19 protein-coding genes are annotated in these 19,510 nt (G+C 60.0%); 12 read left to right on the top strand and 7 right to left on the bottom strand.

Annotated elements, in window-relative coordinates; translation table 11 throughout:
- Positions 1-353 precede the first annotated feature (353 nt).
- A complete protein-coding gene (locus tag BM341_RS00630) occupies positions 354-1,346 on the top strand; it encodes a phosphoribosyltransferase family protein (protein ID WP_089791886.1) in 993 nt (330 codons plus the stop codon).
- A gap of 118 nt (positions 1,347-1,464) precedes the next feature.
- Here the strand turns inward: BM341_RS00630 and BM341_RS00625 are convergent, their stop codons facing one another.
- Both BM341_RS00625 and BM341_RS00620 read right to left on the bottom strand, forming a co-directional pair.
- Positions 1,465-1,998 carry a cytidylyltransferase family protein gene (locus BM341_RS00625; RefSeq protein ID WP_089791884.1) on the bottom strand — a complete coding sequence of 178 codons (534 nt, stop codon included), beginning with the start codon at positions 1,996-1,998 and terminating at the stop codon, positions 1,465-1,467.
- 223 nt (positions 1,999-2,221) lie between these two features.
- Complete coding sequence (locus tag BM341_RS00620; protein WP_089791882.1) at positions 2,222-2,596, bottom strand: DCC1-like thiol-disulfide oxidoreductase family protein; 375 nt, start codon at positions 2,594-2,596, stop codon at positions 2,222-2,224.
- A 143-nt stretch (positions 2,597-2,739) separates the two neighbouring features.
- Between BM341_RS00620 and BM341_RS00615 the strand changes: the two genes are divergently transcribed.
- Positions 2,740-4,329 (top strand): peptide chain release factor 3, encoded by a 1,590-nt coding sequence (locus tag BM341_RS00615; RefSeq protein WP_089791880.1) that lies wholly within the window; start codon positions 2,740-2,742, stop codon positions 4,327-4,329.
- A gap of 25 nt (positions 4,330-4,354) precedes the next feature.
- Positions 4,355-5,113 (top strand): TatD family hydrolase, encoded by a 759-nt coding sequence (locus BM341_RS00610; protein ID WP_089791878.1) that lies wholly within the window; start codon positions 4,355-4,357, stop codon positions 5,111-5,113.
- A 3-nt stretch (positions 5,114-5,116) separates the two neighbouring features.
- On the opposite strand, the gene ygfZ is transcribed toward BM341_RS00610, so the two are convergent.
- Positions 5,117-6,154, bottom strand: coding sequence for a CAF17-like 4Fe-4S cluster assembly/insertion protein YgfZ (gene ygfZ, locus BM341_RS00605; RefSeq protein WP_089791876.1), 1,038 nt, complete (start codon positions 6,152-6,154; stop codon positions 5,117-5,119).
- Between the two features lie 142 nt (positions 6,155-6,296).
- Between ygfZ and BM341_RS00600 the strand changes: the two genes are divergently transcribed.
- The 7 genes from BM341_RS00600 to BM341_RS00570 all read left to right on the top strand — a co-directional run bounded on the left by BM341_RS00600 (position 6,297) and on the right by BM341_RS00570 (position 14,078).
- Positions 6,297-6,494 (top strand): hypothetical protein, encoded by a 198-nt coding sequence (locus tag BM341_RS00600; protein ID WP_089791873.1) that lies wholly within the window; start codon positions 6,297-6,299, stop codon positions 6,492-6,494.
- A gap of 34 nt (positions 6,495-6,528) precedes the next feature.
- Positions 6,529-6,951 (top strand): OsmC family protein, encoded by a 423-nt coding sequence (locus BM341_RS00595; protein WP_089791871.1) that lies wholly within the window; start codon positions 6,529-6,531, stop codon positions 6,949-6,951.
- 64 nt (positions 6,952-7,015) lie between these two features.
- On the top strand, positions 7,016-9,043 hold the full coding sequence (gene uvrB / locus BM341_RS00590; RefSeq protein WP_089791869.1) for an excinuclease ABC subunit UvrB: 2,028 nt from the start codon (positions 7,016-7,018) through the stop codon (positions 9,041-9,043).
- A gap of 10 nt (positions 9,044-9,053) precedes the next feature.
- The gene (nei, locus tag BM341_RS00585; protein WP_089792654.1) at positions 9,054-9,884 is read left to right on the top strand and encodes an endonuclease VIII; all 831 of its coding nucleotides are present in this window, start codon (positions 9,054-9,056) and stop codon (positions 9,882-9,884) included.
- Positions 9,885-10,048: 164 nt separating this feature from the next.
- A complete protein-coding gene (locus BM341_RS00580) occupies positions 10,049-11,554 on the top strand; it encodes a fumarate hydratase (protein ID WP_089791867.1) in 1,506 nt (501 codons plus the stop codon).
- Between the two features lie 122 nt (positions 11,555-11,676).
- The gene (gene cls / locus BM341_RS00575) at positions 11,677-13,095 is read left to right on the top strand and encodes a cardiolipin synthase (protein ID WP_089791865.1); all 1,419 of its coding nucleotides are present in this window, start codon (positions 11,677-11,679) and stop codon (positions 13,093-13,095) included.
- Positions 13,096-13,160: 65 nt separating this feature from the next.
- The gene (locus BM341_RS00570; protein WP_089792652.1) at positions 13,161-14,078 is read left to right on the top strand and encodes a LysR substrate-binding domain-containing protein; all 918 of its coding nucleotides are present in this window, start codon (positions 13,161-13,163) and stop codon (positions 14,076-14,078) included.
- A gap of 12 nt (positions 14,079-14,090) precedes the next feature.
- On the opposite strand, the gene BM341_RS00565 is transcribed toward BM341_RS00570, so the two are convergent.
- Positions 14,091-15,185 carry a bifunctional nicotinamide-nucleotide adenylyltransferase/Nudix hydroxylase gene (locus BM341_RS00565; RefSeq protein ID WP_089791863.1) on the bottom strand — a complete coding sequence of 365 codons (1,095 nt, stop codon included), beginning with the start codon at positions 15,183-15,185 and terminating at the stop codon, positions 14,091-14,093.
- A gap of 109 nt (positions 15,186-15,294) precedes the next feature.
- On the opposite strand from BM341_RS00565, the gene BM341_RS00560 reads away from it, so the two are divergent.
- Positions 15,295-16,230 carry a YihY/virulence factor BrkB family protein gene (locus BM341_RS00560; protein ID WP_089791861.1) on the top strand — a complete coding sequence of 312 codons (936 nt, stop codon included), beginning with the start codon at positions 15,295-15,297 and terminating at the stop codon, positions 16,228-16,230.
- A gap of 39 nt (positions 16,231-16,269) precedes the next feature.
- Positions 16,270-16,542: an acylphosphatase gene (yccX, locus tag BM341_RS00555; protein ID WP_089791860.1), complete on the top strand. Its 273-nt coding sequence runs from the start codon at positions 16,270-16,272 to the stop codon at positions 16,540-16,542.
- Between the two features lie 26 nt (positions 16,543-16,568).
- Here yccX and BM341_RS00550 read toward each other — a convergent pair whose 3' ends face one another.
- The 3 genes from BM341_RS00550 to BM341_RS00540 form a co-directional block, all read right to left on the bottom strand.
- Entirely contained in the window at positions 16,569-17,513 is a 945-nt protein-coding gene (locus BM341_RS00550) for a nucleoside hydrolase (protein ID WP_089791858.1), read from the bottom strand.
- A gap of 61 nt (positions 17,514-17,574) precedes the next feature.
- A complete protein-coding gene (locus BM341_RS00545) occupies positions 17,575-18,483 on the bottom strand; it encodes a ribokinase (RefSeq protein ID WP_089791856.1) in 909 nt (302 codons plus the stop codon).
- A gap of 15 nt (positions 18,484-18,498) precedes the next feature.
- Positions 18,499-19,434, bottom strand: a complete 936-nt coding sequence (locus BM341_RS00540) for a D-2-hydroxyacid dehydrogenase (protein WP_089791854.1) — start codon at positions 19,432-19,434, stop codon at positions 18,499-18,501.
- Positions 19,435-19,510: the final 76 nt, after the last annotated feature.

Below are 19,510 nucleotides of genomic sequence, written 5' to 3'. Positions count from 1 at the left end.
AGAGTTACCAATACAATGAACAAAAGTATTAGATAGTTAATTTAAAATAATTAGTTGTTTAAACATGGCATAGCGTGAGGAGAGACATTCTCATGCATCCGAAAAATCATGATATAAAAAAGTGATCGGCCTTTTAGATAAAAGTATTTTTTCTGTCATATTGGAGAAATGTTTTTTCGCCACCAGGTCGAAGCGTGCTAACCTCGTTTTTAGAGGGCATATCTATGTGGATATTGAGTGTAATTAATGATCATACTTAACGGTTTTTTTGGTACTTAGTTAACTATTTTTTTAATTTTTCTTGATTGTGTTATACAAGAAAATCTTATTGAAAAATTCAGCAAGGTCAGGCTATGAAATTTAAGTCATATAAGGATCTGGGTCAGGATATTCAAAATAATATCCATAAGCTACAGGGGGAAGGCTACGATCTGGTGGTCGGTATTCCCCGCAGCGGAATGATTCCTGCCTATATGATAGGTTTGTTGCTTAACGTTAACTGTACAGACCTTAACTCTTTTCTTAATAATGCGAGTATAAAGTCCGGTATCACCAGAAAGGGCGCGAGGACACTGAATACTGCATGGGATGCCGAAAAGATATTACTTGTGGATGATAGCGTCATGACGGGCCGCTCGATACGAGCAGCACTTGAGCAAATTAAAGACAGAACATCGCGTCAAGTGACTCGTCTGGCCATCTATGTCGAAAGGGATAGTATTAAATTCATCGATATATTTTTTGAAATAGCGCCTGGCCCGAGAGTCTTCCAGTGGAATATCTTCCATCATCCCGTACTGGGTAGTTCATACGTGGAGCTTGAGGGGGTGTTATGTCTTGAACCTGACCGAGGAGTTATCCAGGAAGAGGAACGGTATCGAGATTACCTCATGAATGCCAAGCCGCTCGTCCTACCGACCTACAAGCTGCATACTATCGTGACCCATCGTAGCGAAGAATATCGTGAGCTAACGCTGCGTTGGTTGGAAAAGCACAACATAGAGCACGATCACTTGATAATGAGCGATGCATCATCAACGCGGAAGGCCGAGGACTTTGAAGAATATGCCGCCCAGCTAGCCAATCATTATGGAAGCTCCATAGCCAGGCTGTTTTTTGCGAAAAAAGAACTAATGGCGAGACGGGTGGCAGAGCATTCAGGAAAGCCCGTTTTCTGCCTGGAATCAAGCGAGATGTGTCATCCGGGTATGGGGTCGGTCGCCAAGAACGGCAAACAACACTTGGTAAGGGTGGCCATGCGGAAACTTCGCAGGAAATTCCTCTTGATGACTCCCGACTCAACGAAACAAGTCATGCAGCGCTTTTATAGGAAGTGCTTTCGTTAATAAAAGGGCTTGTTAGTATTTTGCCAAGCGTCTCACGACAGTAAGATTGATGCGCTGTCTCGGCATTCAGGGCAGCGCATCGTCTCCATCAAGCTGTAAGCGGAAATGTCAATGAATATTACTGGCCTTGCCCCCAGAATCTCTTTTCTTTGGGACTGGCCTTGTCGATGACCACCTCGGGGTGATGGCGGTGAATGACCGCATTGATCTCGTCTTCGCGCCCTTCGGGCACGTCAACCATCATCAGGAAGGCACCGTTTTCGATCGCTTCATCGTATTCGTCGAGCTTGACATCACGCACCGCCACCCCGACGAGAGTACTGCTCCAGACACCGAACAATCCGCCAAACGCCGTCATGCCCAAGGTGACCAGCCAGAAATTGACATCGCCCATGGCCCTGTCGAGAAAGTAATGAGTGATAAGCCCCAGCACAAACCCCAGCAAGATACCCAGAATGACACCACGCTTTGCCGCATTGCCCACATCAGTGGTATGGCGCAGGGTGGCGACATTCACCCCCTGCTCCTTGAGCTGCTCCCAGGCGGGGCCTGCGACGTGGATTTCCTCTTTGGTCAAATTGAGGTCATACAGCTCATGGGTGATATTGACCGTGGTGTCCAGATCCGGCGTCAGAAAATACAAACGGCTCATGAGAATCTCCTTGATTGCTCTTATCTCAAGATGCTTGAGCCATGGGAGGCCCAAGCTGCTTGGGCGTTCAATCCTTTGAAAGATCGCTCTGCTCGGGCCAACAATAACCCCGTAAGACCCCGTCATGGCGGTTCAGAGGCTGACCTGACGGCTTGATGGAAAGTAAACCTAATAACAAGGTTGATGATAATGCTGGGAACAGCAAGTGGGGAAAGCGGGACAGTTACTTGCGCAGATTATGGATGGGGGCGCGACCCAGGAGCCTCAGCAGGGCATTTCGGCCAGCCTTGAGCGGCGGATAGAAGCGTGCGGATCGCTCGGGAGAGGCGAAGAGGCTCGCCATAGCGCGATTGACAAGACCGCTACGGGTGCTCATCACGCTGAGCCGGTGCAGCGCCTCACTGCCGTGATACCACCGTTCGCCGATCTTCAATGCGAAGCCTTCGTCCAGATCAATGCCGAGCCGAGTCAGCTCGTCCCTCGCGGCACTGTTGTCACGGGCATCAATGAGTTCGAGCTCGCCGAGATCACGTCGGATGCGTTGCACGCGTATATATTGCTGGCACATCGGGCATTGACCGTCGTAGACCAACTTCATTGGAGTACCTCTCTGGAGCGTATGCTCAGCCTAGCCTGCTTGGCAGTGGTTTGCGCAATGGCCGGGGTGCAGCCCGCTGGCCTGTCGCGCTATCATGGCAACCTTTCGAGAATTCATTCGAGACCCGACCAGGCACAGTATTGATGTCAAACCCCACCTTGGCCCGTGAAGTCGGGCTGCGCAGAACCTTCGCGATCATCAGTCACCCCGACGCCGGCAAGACCACCATCACCGAGAAGATGCTGCTGTTCGGCAATGCCATCCAGATGGCCGGCTCGGTCAAGAGCAAACGCAACGACCGCCATGCCACATCCGACTGGATGAAAATGGAGCAGGAACGCGGCATCTCGGTGACCACCTCGGTCATGCAGTTTCCTTACGGCGGGCGCATCGTCAACCTGCTCGACACACCGGGTCACGAGGACTTCTCCGAGGACACCTATCGGACCCTCACCGCTGTGGATTCGGCGCTGATGGTCATCGACTGCGCCAAGGGCGTGGAGGCGCGGACCATCAAGTTGATGGAAGTTTGCCGTCTGCGTACCACGCCGATCCTGACCTTCATCAACAAGATGGATCGCGATACCCGCGACCCGGTCGAGGTCATGGATGAGGTCGAGGAGGTGCTCAACATCCAGTGCGCGCCCATGACCTGGCCGATCGGTATGGGGCGCCACTTTCGAGGCGTCTATCATCTGCAGAACGACGTCATTCATCTCTATACCCAGGGGCAGGGCAGCCGTATCCCCGACGACAAGCGTATCGAGGGACTCGATAGCCCTGAGGTGGACGAGGTGCTAGGCGAGGAACAGGCCGAGGAATTACGAATGGAAATCGAACTGGTGCGTGGCGCCTCGCATGAGTTCGATCTGGAAGCGTACCGGCGTGGCGAGCTGACGCCGGTCTATTTCGGGACCGCCATGGGCAACTTCGGCGTGCGCGAGATGCTCGACGGCTTCGTCGAGTACGCGCCGACACCACAGCCTCGCGATACCGATATGCGTACCGTCGAGGCCGACGACGAGCGCTTCAGTGGTTTCGTTTTCAAGATCCAGGCCAACATGGACCCTAACCACCGCGACCGTATCGCCTTCCTGCGGGTCTGTTCAGGCAAGTATGATCGCAACATGAAGATGCGCCACGTGCGTATCGGTAAGGATATCAAGATTGCCGATGCCTTGACCTTCATGGCCTCGGACCGTTCGCAGGTCGAGGAGGCGTGGCCGGGTGACATCATCGGCCTGCATAACCACGGCACCATCCAGATCGGCGATACCTTCACCCAGGGCGAGGACATGCGCTTCACCGGCATCCCGCACTTCGCTCCGGAACTGTTCAAGCGCGTGCGACTCAAGGATCCGCTGAAGATGAAGGCCTTGCAGAAGGGTCTGCAACAGCTCTCCGAGGAAGGCGCGACCCAGGTGTTCATGCCGCTGGACAACAACGACTTGATCCTCGGTGCAGTAGGAACGCTGCAGTTCGATGTGGTCGCCCACCGGTTGAAGGAAGAATACAAGGTCGACTGCCTTTACGAGGCGGTGAATGTACATACCGCTCGCTGGGTCTACAGTGAAGATGACAAGAAACTCGATGAGTTCAAGCGCAAGGCCAGCACTAATCTGGCTATCGATGGCGGCGGTTATCTGGCCTATATTGCGCCCACCCGGGTCAATTTGCAGATGACCCAGGAGCGCTGGCCGGCGATCCGTTTCCAGCCCACACGCGAACACTGATGCTTTACCCTACGGATCGATGCTCATGCTGATCGATGCCCACTGTCACCTGGATTTCCCCGACTTCGATGCCGACCGCGAGGCGGTATTCGAGCGGGCCAGGGCAGAAGATGTGCGCCGTTTCGTGGTGCCGGGCACGACCCGAGCACGGTGGGATAATGTGCTGGCGCTTGGTGAGCGCGATGACGTCGAGGTCTGTCTGGGACTGCATCCCTACTTCATGGACCAGCATCGCGAGTCGGATCTCGAGGCGTTGGATCAAGCCTTGGGCGCCCACCCCGAGGTCGTTGCCGTCGGCGAGTGCGGCATCGATGCGCGTCTTGCCGACACGCTCGACGACCAGTGGCTCTTCTTCGATGCTCAGTTGCGTTTGGCCAAGCGATACCAACTGCCGGTGGTGATTCACTGCGTACAGGCCAACGACAGGGTAGCCAAGCGCTTGCGTCAGCTTGATCTACCGGCCGGCGGGCTGATTCACGCCTTTTCCGGTTCCCCCGAACAGGCCCGCCAGTTTCTCGACCTCGGCTTTACCCTGGGACTCGGCGGGGCATTGACCCATAAGCGCGCCAAGCGTCTTCATCGCGCGGTCGTTTCACTGCCGGATGAAGGCTACGTGCTGGAAACCGACAGCCCCGACATGCCGCTTGCCGGCCTCCAAGGCCAGCGCAACGAGCCGGCCAACGTTGCCGAGGTGTGTAAGCATGTGGCGAGGCTGCGTGAGCAAACGATCGATCAGGTGGCGGCTCACAGTACCGCCAGCGCCAAGCGTCTGTTCCAGCGTTGAGGTTCAGCCTCGGGCTGCGAGGCTCTCGGGGTCCAGCCGCTCCACCTCGTATGGTAATTTCAGCAGCTTGAGCTTTTGGCCCGCGACACTCAACGGCAGGGCCGCTTCGCGCGTGCTGATCACTGCCAGCACTTCGGCTTCTCCATAGGCATCCAACTCGGCGCAGAACACCTCGCCGAGACGTTTGCCGTCGGCATCCTCGATAGCACTGCCGGGGGCGGGAAGTCGATTGCCGTCGAGCTGGGCCCGGACCAGGCGCTTCTTGACCTGACCACGAAAGTGCGCCCGAGCGACCACTTCCTGGCCCGTATAGCAGCCCTTCTTGAAGCTGATGCCGCCCAGGGCCTCCCAATTGATCATCTGCGGCAGGTAGGCATCACGCTGGTTGGCATCCAGCCACGCGAGGCCGGCCTGGATGTCGTGCAAGCGCCAGACAGCATTATCGACCGGTGTGGCATGTTCGCTCAGCCGTTGCCAGACCTCTATGGCCCGCTCGGCGGACAGGCAGGCCAGCAGGCGAGGGCGCGGGCCGGGATGGGCCAGTAACTGCAGATCATCGTTGGCTGTCTGGTGCCAGGGCCGGGGCGGTACAACATCGAAGCGTACCTCGGCCAGCGCCGCCGCTTCGCGGCCGACCAGACCCAGCAGCGCCAGATCGTCGCGGATGTCGAGGTTGACCTTGTAGAAGGCGGCAAACTTGCCCAGATGCTCGGCCAGCGGCTCGAGCAGGCTGGTATGCATCAGCAACCGATAGTGATCCTTGGCGACTCGCCATAGCTGGGCATTGGCCAACATGCGGCCTTTGGGGGTGCAAAAGCAGGTCAGTGGCGCGAAGTCGCCGTCGGCCAGAGCCACCTGGGCACTGGTCTGCCCCTGTAGAAATGTCTCGGCATCACTACCGACTACGTCGAGCACGCCAAGATGGGCCAGCGGGGTCAATATCGTATTTTCCAGGGCCAGGCGGGCCTGATCGGGGGTGTCGAACAAGACCCGGTTTTCGGCTTCCAGCCGGCCGCCGGTGGCAGCGATCCAATCGGTCATTTCCGGTGGCTCCTTGCGATGAGAGGAATCGTTCATGTCATTCAATGCGGGCTCGGGTACGGCATTGCAACCACTTTGCAGTTTTGTGGTCATGCTAGACTTGGAACCTTGTCAGGCATGCCAAGTCAGGAGGGAGATGTGTATGGCGCATCAGTCGCTTGGTTTCGAGGGCATCGAGAGCGCCGAGCAGATCAACCGCATCACGACTGCGCTCATGTTGATCGATGGTGTCGAGAGTGTCGAGGTGGGTAGATACGGCGCCGAGGTCGAAGGCCGTGTTCGACGAGACACCTTGGTCGAGGTGGTGGAAGCCCTCGACCTGCCCATCAATGTGACTTGACCACGCAGTGTTACCCGATCACACGAGGTAAAGGATGAAGAAGAAGCCCATTGAAGTCACCAGCGAGCGCAACCATATCTACCGTCAGTGCGTGGAGCTCGACGGCTTCGACGACCTCTTTGTGGATGTGCCGGAGGCGTTCGGTGGCGAAGGGACGGCACCCGACCCCCATGATTACTTCGACCTGTCGCTCGGCGCCTGCAAGGCCATCACGGCACAAATGTATGCGCGGCGCAAGGAGTGGCCTCTGAAACGGGTCAGCGTCACGGTCAATCGCGATGACAGCGAGGAACGCCATGGCATTTACCGACTCGACGTGCGGATGACCTTTCACGGAATCGAGGACCCTGAGCAACGGGCGCGGCTGGAGGAGATCAGTCATAAGTGTCCGATACATCGACTGATGACCAGTTCCACTGTAGAAGTCACCACGCGGACTACCCAGCCTCACGCCTGACGCGAACTGGAGTCTATAGCATGTGCGGGCGCCATCATGGCGCCCGCTTCGTCCGGGAGACGCCATGAGCAAGCCGTTTCGTTTGCAGTCAAAATTCCAGCCCGCCGGCGATCAGCCCGCGGCCATCGAAGGCCTGGTCGGCGGGCTTGACTCGGGGCTTACCCATCAGACGCTGCTGGGTGTCACCGGCTCCGGGAAGACTTTCACCATGGCCAACGTGGTCGAGCGCCTGCAGCGCCCGACCATTGTGATGGCGCCCAACAAGACGTTGGCCGCCCAGCTCTACGGCGAATTCAAGGCCTTCTTCCCCGACAACGCCGTCGAGTATTTTGTCTCCTACTACGATTACTACCAGCCTGAAGCCTATGTGCCGTCATCGGACACCTTCATCGAGAAGGATGCCTCGATCAACGATCATATCGAGCAGATGCGCCTGTCGGCCACCAAGGCGTTGCTGGAGCGGCGCGACGCGCTGATCGTGGTGTCGGTATCGGCGATCTACGGCCTGGGCGACCCGGACCAGTACCTGAAGATGCGCCTGCATTTCACGCGTGGCGAGCTGATCGATCAGCGCAAGTTCCTGCGCCGGCTGGCTGAGCTTCAGTACACCCGCAACGACATGGACTTCAAGCGTGGCACCTATCGGGTGCGCGGTGACGTAATCGATATCTTCCCGGCGGATGCCGAGGACGAGGCGGTGCGTGTCGAGCTGTTCGACGACGAGATCGACACGATCAGTCTATTCGATCCCTTGACCGGCGAGGTGCGGGGCAGGGTGCCGCGCATGACCATCTATCCCAAGTCGCACTATGTCACCCCGCGCGAAACCATTCTCGGCGCCATCGACGCGATCAAGGCCGAACTGGTCGAACGGCTCGATTGGCTGCGCAAGCATGAGCGCCTGGTGGAAGCCCAGCGTCTTGAACAGCGTACCCTTTACGATATCGAGATGATGCTGGAGCTGGGCTATTGCAACGGCATCGAGAACTATTCACGCTACCTGTCCGGTCGCAACCCTGGCGAGCCGCCGCCCACCTTCTTTGATTACCTGCCGGCCGATGCGCTGCTGTTCATCGACGAGTCCCACGTCAGCGTTCCCCAGGTGGGCGGCATGTACAAGGGCGACCGCTCGCGCAAGGAAACCCTGGTGGAATATGGCTTCCGGCTGCCCTCGGCACTGGATAACCGGCCCATGACCTTTCAGGAATGGGAGTCGATTTCGCCCCAGACGATTTTCGTGTCGGCCACTCCCGGTCCCTACGAGGCCGAGCATGCGGGCCAGGTTGTGGAACAGGTGGTGCGCCCGACCGGCCTGCTCGACCCGCAGTTGGAGGTCCGCCCGGCTTCCACCCAGGTCGACGACCTGCTCTCCGAGATACACTTGCGAGCAGAAGTCGAGGAGCGCGTGCTGGTAACGACCCTGACCAAGCGCATGGCCGAGGATCTTACCGAATACCTCGACGAGCACGGCGTGCGGGTCCGCTATCTGCATTCGGATATTGACACGGTCGAGCGCGTGGAGATCATCCGCGACCTTCGGCTCGGCAAGTTCGATGTGCTGGTCGGCATCAACCTGCTGCGTGAGGGGCTTGATATCCCCGAGGTGTCGCTGGTGGCGATACTCGATGCTGATAAAGAAGGCTTCCTGCGCAACGAGCGCTCGCTGATCCAGACCATGGGCCGTGCGGCGCGCAACGCGCACGGTAAGGCGATTCTCTATGGGGATCGAATCACCGACTCGATGCGCCGCGCCATGGAAGAAACCGAGCGGCGACGCAACAAGCAGATCGCGCACAACGAGCAGCACGGGATCACCCCGACGACCGTGACCCGCTCGGTGGCCGATATTCTCGAGGCCGCCCAGGCCCCGGGGGGCAAGAGCAAGCGGCGCAAGAACGAGCGCCAGGTGGCGGAGGGCGCCGCGGTCTACGATCTGAACGATTTATCGCCTAGGGATCTCTTGAAAGAAGTCTCGCGGGTCGAGGATGCCATGTTCGAAGCCGCCCAGAATCTCGAATTCGAGGAAGCCGCGCGGCTGCGGGATCGTCTCCACAAGCTGAAGGAGCGTCAGTTGCTCCTTGGCTCCGCCTGACGGCGCCCGCATGCCAGAAGGTCCGGAGATCCGTCGTACCGCGGACCGCGTGCATCACCAGATCGCCGATCGGCGTCTCGACGATGCCTGGTTCGTCTTTCCCCACCTGGCCGGGCAGGCCGCCTCGCTGATCGGGCGCGAGGTCATCGCCGTAGACAGCTGGGGCAAGGCGTTGCTGATCCGCTTCGACGACGGCCGGGTGCTCTATTCCCATAACCAGCTGTACGGTGTTTGGAAGTTTCACGCTGCCGACTGCGAGCCGGATACCCGCCGTTCGCTGCGTGTCCGACTAGTGGCGCAGGGCAGGGCGGCCAGCCTCTACAGCGCCTCGGACGTCTCGCTATGGGCCGGGGAGCGGCTCGGCGACCACCCATTCCTGTCGCGTCTCGGTCCGGACCTGCTGACCCATGGCGTGACGCTGGAGCAGGTCAAGGCGACGCTTCTCGAGCCGCGCTTCCAGCGGCGATGTCTCGGCGGGCTGCTGCTTGACCAGTCGCTGTTCGCTGGCATCGGCAACTACCTGCGCACCGAGATCCTGTTCTTCGCCGGACTTCACTTCGCGAGCCGGCCGGGTGAGTTGGAGGAGGGCGCCCTGTCGCGCCTGGCGACATGCATTCTATCGGTGACGCGCCAGGCTTACGAACAGGCGGGGGTAACCAATCGTGCCGACTGGGCCGTCGCCGAGCGTGCCAGGGGAGCCAGTTGGCGACGCTGGCGCTTTGCCACGTTCGAGCGTGAAGGCCTGCCGTGCCACGCCTGCGCCACGACTATCGAACGGGTGATGGTGACCTCCCGACGGCTATACTTCTGTCCTCGCTGCCAGCCAGGGATTGATCGCTGAATAAATATTATACCGTTATCTTTATTTTTAACATTTTGGTTAAGATAAGCGAAATGTCAGCAGAATAGAGGGTGAGGTATAATGTCCGCCGTTCAAACCCACCGCTGCGACCCTTGATCGCCTCGACACGGGCATGACGACAACACCCGAGGAGATGCTTGCCAATGACCGTAATCCACCAAGACGATCTGATCCAGAGCGTCGCCGACTCACTACAGTACATTTCGTACTACCATCCCAAGGATTTTATCGAGGCCATGGCAGCGGCCTACGAACGTGAAGAAAATCCTGCGGCCAAGGACGCCATCGCCCAGATCCTGATCAACTCACGGATGTGCGCCTTGGGGCATCGCCCCATCTGCCAGGACACCGGCATCGTCACCGTCTTCGTACACGTCGGCATGAACGTGCGTTTCGAAACCGACATGAGCCTCGACGATATGATCAATGAGGGCGTGCGCCGCGCCTACCAGCTGCCGGACAACGTGTTGCGCGCCTCGGTACTGGCCGACCCGGATGGCGCCCGCAAGAACACTGGCGACAATACCCCGGCGGTCATTCACCACAAGCTGGTGCCTGGCGATACCGTCGAGGTTCACGTGGCCGCCAAGGGCGGCGGCAGCGAGGCAAAGTCGAAGTTTGCGATGCTCAATCCCTCGGACAACGTGGCCGACTGGGTGATGGAGCAGCTGCCGAAGATGGGCGCTGGCTGGTGTCCGCCCGGCATGCTGGGTATCGGTATCGGCGGCACCGCCGAGAAGGCCATGCAGATTGCCAAGGAAGCACTCCTCGATCCGATCGATATTCAGGAACTTCAGGCTCGTGGTCCGGCAAGCCGTGCCGAGGAGCTACGCCTCGAGCTTTTCGACAGGGTCAACAAGAGCGGTATCGGCGCCCAAGGCCTGGGCGGCCTGACCACGGTGCTCGATATCAAGGTCAAGGATTTCCCGACCCATGCCGCCAATAAGCCAGTGGCGATCATCCCCAACTGTGCCGCCACCCGCCATGCACACTTCACGCTGGATGGCTCGGGACCGGCGGCCTTGCCGGCCCCTAGCCTCGAAGACTGGCCAGAAATCACTCGCGAGGCGGGTGACAATGTCAAGCGCGTTAACCTCGACACCATCACTTCGGAGGAGGTGCAAACCTGGCAGCCTGGCGACACTCTGCTGCTCAACGGCAAGCTGCTCACGGGTCGCGACGCCGCGCACAAGCGTATGGTCGACATGCTGGCGAAGGGAGAGAGTCTGCCCGTCGACATGAAGGGCCGCTTCATCTATTACGTGGGTCCCGTGGATCCCGTACGCGACGAAGTCGTCGGCCCGGCCGGTCCTACTACCGCGACACGCATGGACAAGTTCACTCGCACCATGCTGGAAGAAACGGGCCTGCTGGGCATGGTGGGCAAGGCCGAAAGGGGTGAGGCGGCGATCGAGGCGATCCGCGATAACCGGGCTATCTACCTGATGGCCGTGGGCGGTTCTGCCTACCTGGTTGCTCAAGCCATCAAGAAGGCACGAGTGGTGGGCTTCGAAGACCTGGGTATGGAGGCCATCTATGAGTTCGAGGTGGAGGATATGCCGGTGACGGTTGCGGTCGACAGCCAAGGCACCTCGATCCACCAGACCGGACCTGCCAAGTGGAAGGAAATCATCGCCGAGCGCGCCTGACGCGAGAGATCGTTAATTCGCGGCCCCGCCTTCTGGTGGGGCCGTCGTCCTTAAGGGTATGCTGTAGTTAGTTGTTTTTTCGGGCAGTGTTCTGCCGCCATTGCATGTAACGGGATGCGCACATGACTTCCTGGTTGATCGGCTGGGCCATCTTTCTGACCTATCTGCTGGGTATCGTCTCGGCGGTATTGGCCCTGATGTCCAGCCGCACCTCACAGGGCGCCATCGCCTGGATCATTTCCCTGGTTACCTTCCCCTACTTAGCGGTTCCCGCCTACTGGATCTTCGGTCGGCCGCGCTTCTACGGCTACGTATTGGCGCGTGGAGAGCGCGACAGTGTGTTGCGTCGGGTTTTGGCGCATTACCGTGAGCGGGTCGAGCCGTTTATCACAAAGTCGCAGGAAGCCGATATCCGTGCCGTCGAACAGCTGGCGATGATGCCCATGACCGGCGGTAATCGAGTCGAACTGCTGATCGATGGCGAGGCGACGTTCGACAGCCTCTTCGATGGCATCGATAGAGCCGAGGATTACCTGTTGATCCAGTTCTTCATCGTGCGCCACGATGCACTCGGTATCGAACTGAAACAGCGCCTGGTGAGAGCCGCCGAGCGTAGTGTGCGAGTATATTTTCTCTATGACGAGATCGGCAGCCATAACCTGGGAGACGGCTATCTTCGCGATCTTGCCGAGGCCGGCATCGAGGTCAGTGCCTTTCGTTCGTCGCGGGGATTCCGACACCGCTTTCAGCTCAACTTTCGCAATCATCGCAAGGTAATGGTGATCGACGGCTGCGAAGGCTGGCTGGGCGGTTTTAATGTTGGAGTGGAGTACCTGGGCCAGCATCAGCGACATGGCCTCTGGCGTGATACCCATCTCAAGCTGACGGGCCCCAGCGTCCTGGGGCTGCAGGAGGCCTTCTGGGAAGACTGGCATTGGGCCACGGGCGAGGTGATCAACCTTGCCTGGACCCCACGGATTACCTGCGAGGAAAACCAGAACGTGGTCATCGTTCCCTCCGGCCCCGCGGACCGGCAGGAAACCGCCAGCCTGCTGGTACAGCATGCGATCCACAGCGCCAACAAGATGTTCTGGGTGACCAGCCCCTACTTCGTGCCCGACCAGGGGGTGCAGGACGCGCTGCGCCTGGCTGCCATGCGTGGCGTCGATGTAAGGATCATGATCCCCGAGCGTCCGGATCATCTGCTGGTCTTCCTGTCGGCATTTTCCTTCTTGCCTGACATGCTGCGGGCCGGGGTCAAGGTCTATCGCTACCAGCCGGGATTCCTGCACCAGAAGGTGATGCTCATCGACGATGTTGCCGCCAGTGTCGGCACCGTGAATCTCGACAATCGCTCGTTCCGGCTCAATTTCGAGATCACCGCCGTGGTGCCGAACAAGCGTTTCGCTGCCGAGGTGCGAGCGATGCTCGATCGCGATTTTGCCAGCTGCCGGCTCATCACGCTGCAGGAACTGACCTCGCGTCCATTGTGGCGCAAGTTGGTATCCCGCGCCGCCTACCTGCTATCACCGATCCAGTGATACATTAGCGCCTCGCCATGGGCAACAGGATGTTGCCCGTAATGCACCAGCGATCGGGAGCCCCGGTGAACCTCGAGACCAAATGGTTGGAAGACTTCGTTACTCTGGCCAATACCCGAAGCTTTTCTGCCGCCGCGCGTCAGCGCCACGTCACCCAGCCGGCCTTCAGTCGTCGGATTCGGTCACTGGAACACGCCATCGGTGTCACTCTGATCGATCGTTCCACCACGCCGGTAGGTATTACACCAGAAGGTCAGCTATTTCTGGTGACAGCGCGTAATCTCGTCGAGCAGCTTACCGAGTCGCTTGGTCACCTGCGCGGGCTCTCCATGGCTAACGAGGCCATGGATATCGTCGCCGCACATTCGTTGGCACTGAGCTTCTTCCCGCAATGGATCTCACGACTCCAGCAGGGCGTGGGTGAACTGCCCACGCGGCTGGTGGCCATGAACGTTGGCGAGGCCATCCATGTGTTGCGCGAGGGCAATTGCGACCTGATGCTCGCCTACTACGACCCTTATGCCAGCATGCAACTGGACGCCGAAGTATTCCCCTCCTTCTCGATCGGCAAGGTCAATATGCTGCCGGTCTCGCTGCCTGATGCGGCGGGCAAGCCGCGCTTTCCCCTGGCAGGCCAGGAATCGATCCCGTATCTTTCCTATACCCAAGGGGCCTTCCTCGGCCGTAGCGTGCGTATGTTGCTCAAGAATGACCCGCTACGCATGCGCCTGCGTACCGTTTACGAGACCGCCATGGCCGAAGGGCTCAAGGGCATGGTGATGCAGGGCGTCGGCATGGCGTGGATTCCCGACTTCTGCATCCGCGAGGAACTGGCGAGTGGCCGCCTGGTTCGGGCGGGCAATCAGAAATGGGACGTGCCGCTGGAGATTCGCCTCTATCGCTGTTCGCTGGTACACAAACCCGGCGTGGAAACCCTATGGCGCCAGATGATGAAGCTGCCACGAGATTTTCTCCATGCCTGAGTCTTGAAACGCTCATCCTCCGGCGTAATCGGCGGGCAGCCCCAGAAAGTTCTGGATAATGAAGAAGTGATCTTCGAACAGGCCTTCCGGTTCCAGATCGGCCAACGCCACCCAGCGGGCATGATCGCCGCCCTTGACCGGTTTCAGCTGAGGTAGCTGTTGCTCGGGGCGCAGCGCGAAGTAGAAGGCCTCGGCCAGGGTGCGCCCCCGCCAGCTGCGATGGGGCTCGTCGAATAGCCGCTGGGCGCGCAGTGAACCCTTGAGAACCGGTTCCGGCACCTTGAGGCGGACCCGTTCACGAAGCTCCCGCAGGCACCCATCGAGCAATCGCTCATGGGGATTGATGAAGCCCCCCGGCAGGGCGAAGAGCCCCTTGCCGGGGGCCGCAGTGCGTCGAACCAGCAGTACATGCCCCGACTGTACGACGACGGCACTGACGGTAACGAAGATCGGTGGGTAGGGCGCCTGAGCCCAGGCGGCGTGGTACTGATCAAGCAAGCGCTGCTCTTCGACCAGCTGCTGGTAGGGTTCTTTCTCGAGAAAACCCTGGATCCCGCCGACTACCCCCGGAGGAAGGTCGTGGTTGGCGTTGGTGCTCAGATAGTCCTCGGCAGACGCCACGGAACGGAACAAGCGCTCGCGGATGTGGCTGGCCGAAATGCTCTCGACCAGCGGTACGCTGACCGACTCCCATTGGGGAAACAGCGACAGATAATAGCTCGACTGTCCGCGGCTGGCACCGATCAGGCCGATGCGCGGCAAGCGAGCCCGATCAGGGCTCGCGATGTCGCGCACCTTGCGCTGCACGTCGCGTACCCAGACATCATTGTTATAGAGCGCGTCGAGCAGCGGGACGATCTCGAGTCGATCGTTGTCTTCGACGTCGAAAGCGCTGCGCAGCATGCGTTGGCGCTCTTCATAGCGCCAGGGGTTTCGCAGCGAGCGGGCCTGCCAGGCGGAACCGACCAGAACGATCACCTGGCGTGCGTGCTTGAGCGCTTCGTGGATCACCGCGAGGTGCCCCAGGTGGGGAGGCTGGAAACGGCCGATGAATACCAGGCAGTCGAAATCGGAGTCGCGAACATCTTCGTCCGGTCGAAGACTCATGGGCAGTCCTGGCTGAAGAGGGGCGGCGACCATTATCGTTACCCCCGCCATGGGGTGCAATGATGATCCCCTCACGGCGAGAGGGTGTTTATTCACGTATTCTTGACCGATGACACACGCATGGCAGGGCATCACCGTGATCAAATCGATCGTTGTCTTCTGGTGGCGGGTTGTTCAAGACGCCACCAAACTCTGGCTGGAACGCAATGCATTCAGCTATGCCGGCTCACTGGCGTTCTATACCTTGTTCTCATTGGCACCGACCATGATCATTGCCGTGACCGTGATTGGCGTGGTGATGGGCGAGGAGGCGGCTCATGGACAGATCGTCGCTCAGCTGCAGAGCACTATCGGCGCCGACGCTGCCCAGGCGGTCGAGGACGCCGTCGCCCAGTCGCGCATCGAAGAATCCGGCTTGCTGCCGACGCTGCTGGGTGTCGGGGCCCTGATGGTCGGTGCCACCACCGTCTTCGCGCAGATGCAGTTTTCGTTAAACACGATCTGGGGGGTTACCGCGCGGCCCAGCAGCAATAGCCTATTGATCTTTCTCAAGAACCGCATGCTTTCCCTGACGGTAGTGCTGTCGATCGGCTTCATCCTGATGGTGTCACTGGTCTTTGGGGTCGTGCTGCGCGCCATGTTGCAGACGGCCGACGACCTGCTGCCTTTCGTGGGAATCCTGACGACGACTGCCGAGTTGCTGATCTCTCTGGCAGTCATCTCGGCACTCTTTGCGACTATCTTCAAGGTGTTGCCGGATGTGGTGCTGAGCTGGCAGGACGTGCTGGTGGGGGCGGTGGTTACTGCCCTGTTGTTCACCGTCGGCCGCTGGGGAATCGCCATTTACCTGGCCTATACCGCCACGGCGTCTACCTACGGCGCGGCAGGTTCGGTGGTGATGATCCTGCTGTGGGTCTATTACTCATCCTTGATTCTGCTGTTCGGGGCGGCTTTCACCAAGTGCCTGATGCTGCGTCGCGGGCGGCATATCGTGCCACGCAATACGGCGGTGTTGGTACGTCGCGAGCTGGTCGAGGGCTTGTGAGCCAGTAAAAGGACGTTTGAAAAACGAGGGAGACAAGCCATGCAGACATGCTGTGTAAAAGCCATGGTGACCGGCAAGGTTCAGGGCGTCTGGTTCCGGGGGGCGACCCAGGAGCAGGCACTGCGGCACAACGTGACTGGCTACGCGAAGAACCTGCCCGATGGACGCGTCGAGGTGCTGCTGTGCGGTGATCGTGAGGCGGTCAAGAAGCTCAGCGAATGGCTCTGGAAAGGCCCCTCAAGCGCCCGGGTCACCCATGTGGAATTCGAGGTAATCGATATCCACGCCCCGGACACCTTCAGCACGCGATAAATGCGCAGGACATCTTGTTTACGCTCTCAGGTCAGGGTGTCGGCGATCCACTCGCTGACGGCGTCGCCATCGACACCGAGGCAGACGTCCACCAGCGGGGTGCCCGACCAGCGCGTCTCGATAAAACCGCGACCTTCAGGCGCGAAGACGGTCTGACCCTCGGCGATACCGGAGGTCGCCACGCCCAGGTGCCCGCGAGCGGTAGTGAACAAGTCGGGACGCAGCAGCCAGGCGAGGGCGCAGCTGTCGTGAGGGCAGCAGCCGTCGATGCCCAGGAACTCACGGTAAAAGTTGCGATAGAAGGCGTAGCTTTCCGCCAGCACCCTGCCCAAGGGTCGCCCCTGGCCGGCTTCGATACGATCCATGTGAGATTGGGTCAGTACGCAGCGATGGGTGACGTCGAGCCCCACCAGGGTCAAGGGCCAGCCGGCCGTCAGCACCCGCGCGGCGGCATCCGGGTCGTTGAACATGTTGGCCTCGGCAACAGGCGTGACGTTGCCGCCTTCCCTGATCGACCCTCCCATGACCACGACCTGCCTGACCTTCTCGATGAGGCCCGGATCGAGCTGCAAGGCCGCAGCCAGGTTACCCACCGGACCTACGGTTACCAGGGTCACGTCACCGGGGCGCGCATTCACCGTATCGACGATAAATTGCGCTGCGCTACGCGGGTCTGCCTTGCCCTTCACCGTGGGCAGCTCGATGTCACCCAGGCCGTTGGCGCCGTGAATATGCGCCGGGGCAGGGTGGCGAGGCTTGACCAAGGGCCCGGCCGCGCCTTGGGCGACGGGCACTGCCTGGCCGGCCAGTTCGGCGAGTAGCAGGGCGTTGCGCGTGGCGGTGGCCACGTCGACATTGCCATAGGTGGTCGTCATGCCCAGGAGTTCGATCTCGGGGTGACGCAAGGCAATGGCGATGGCCTGGGCGTCGTCCACGCCTGGGTCGGTATCGAAGATGATCGGATGGGGCACGGGATGTCTCCTCTGGATAATCGTTTCTCAAGCGTTGGGCGGGCTCAGCCTGGAATGCGACTCAACGCGACGGCGAGGCGCCTTGCAGGGCCTCTTCGACCTGGTCGCGAAAGGGAATACTGTCGGCCGCGCCATGGTGCTGAACGCTCAGCCCTGCGGCGACGGTGGCATGCTGCAGGCAATCCGCCACGCTGGAACCGTTCTGTACTGCGGCCAGATAATAGCCGATGAAGGTATCACCGGCGGCAGTAGTGTCGACCGCCGTGACCGGCAGGGCAGGTTGGTAATGCCGCTCGCTGCCTTGTTGATGCCAGGCGCCCGCGTGACCCAGCGTCAATACCGTCTCGGTGTCGGGAAGCCTGCTCACTAGGGCGTCGAGCAGTGCCTCTGCGGCGGTGGTTTCCGGCCGTTCGACCAGGCGTGCTGCCTCGCCGCGGTTGACGAACAGCAGGCGGCATCGCTGCAGCGGCAACGCCAGTACCTCGTCGCTCATCGGTGCGGGGTTGAAAGCAATGTTCAAACCATGCGCACCCGCCTGGTTCATCAGGTGGGGCAGGGCGTTGCATTCGTTCTGTACCAGCAGCCAGTCGCCCGGTTGGGTGCTGCTGATCGCAGTATCCAGGTCGGACGACAGAAAACCATGATTGGCGCCGGCAAAGAGCAGGATGGCATTTTCACCCTGGTCGTCGACCTGAATGATCGCATGACCGCTGGGTTCATCGACTAATTCAACACGCGAGACGTCGATACCGGCCTCGGCGAGGAAATCGCGTGCCCAGCCGTCCTGGCGGCCGATGCGCCCCCAGTGCGAGACCGCAGCGCCGGCGCGCGCCAGGGCCAGCGACTGGTTGGCACCCTTGCCGCCCAGGCCGATACGGTAGTCCTGGCTGGCCAGTGTTTCGCCGGGTGTGACGAAATGGGGGACGCGATAGAAATGGTCAAGGTTGATCGAGCCAAGGTTATAGAGCATGGCGATGGTCCTGGATCAGCTGGCTTGCCAGGTACGCAGGTTATCCACGGTCAACGAGACGATGCGCTGACGGGCCTCGGGCGTGATCCAGGCGTTATGGGGGGTGACGATCAGGTTGAGGGGCTCGGTAAGGGCATCGAGCAGCGGATGACCCTCGCGTGGTGGCTCCTTGGGCAGCACGTCGACAGCGAGTCCACCCAGGCGGCCGTCACGCAGGGCGTCGAGCGCGGCCTGCTCGTCGATGATGCCGCCGCGAGCGCAATTGATCAGCAGAGCGTCGGGCTTGAGCATCTTGAGTACCTCGGCGTTGACCAGGTGACGCGTCGCGTCGGTGAGCGGGCAGTGAAGGCTGATGACATCGGCTTCGGGTGCCAGCTCATGGAACCCACGGCGACTGTCGTTGGCCTCGTTGCCTGGCCGGGCCGCGAAGCTGACGCGCATGCCGAACGCCTCACCCAGTTGAGCGACCTTCGAGCCCAGCTCACCCTGGCCGACGACTACCAGATGTTTGCCCTCGAGCTGCAGGGTGCGGTGATCCATCAAGCAGAAGATCGGGCTTTGATTCCAGCGTCCATCGTGCACGTCCTGCTGGTAGAGAGGCAGGCGATTGGCCAGCGCCAGGATCAGCATCAGGGTATGCTGGGCGACGCTGGCGGTCCCGTAGGCACTGACGTTGCGCACCTCGATGCCGAGCCGCTCGGCGGTCGTCATGTCGATATTGTTGGTACCGGTCGCCAGCACGCAGATCAGACGCAGCTCGGGTAGCGCCTCCAGAGTCGCGGCGTCGAGCACTACCTTGTTGACGATGGCGACCCGCGCGCCGGCGAGGCGCTCGGCGCTCTGCTCGGTGGTGCTGAGCGGATGGACCTCGAGGGTATCGACACAGTCGCGGATCGGGGTGAGGTCGATATCATGGCCAAGGCTGTCGGCGTCGAGAATCACGGCTTTCATGAGCTGTCCTTTGGGCGGTTCCATGAAGCGGACAGAAGGCGCATGCCTTGCCCGCAGTGGTGGTGATCACGCTATA

The sequence above is a fragment of the Halomonas korlensis genome, from assembly GCF_900116705.1.
GTDB lineage: Bacteria > Pseudomonadota > Gammaproteobacteria > Pseudomonadales > Halomonadaceae > Halomonas > Halomonas korlensis.
The sequence above is the reverse complement of the archived record's forward strand: the minus strand, read 5'-3'. Positions and strand labels throughout refer to the sequence as shown.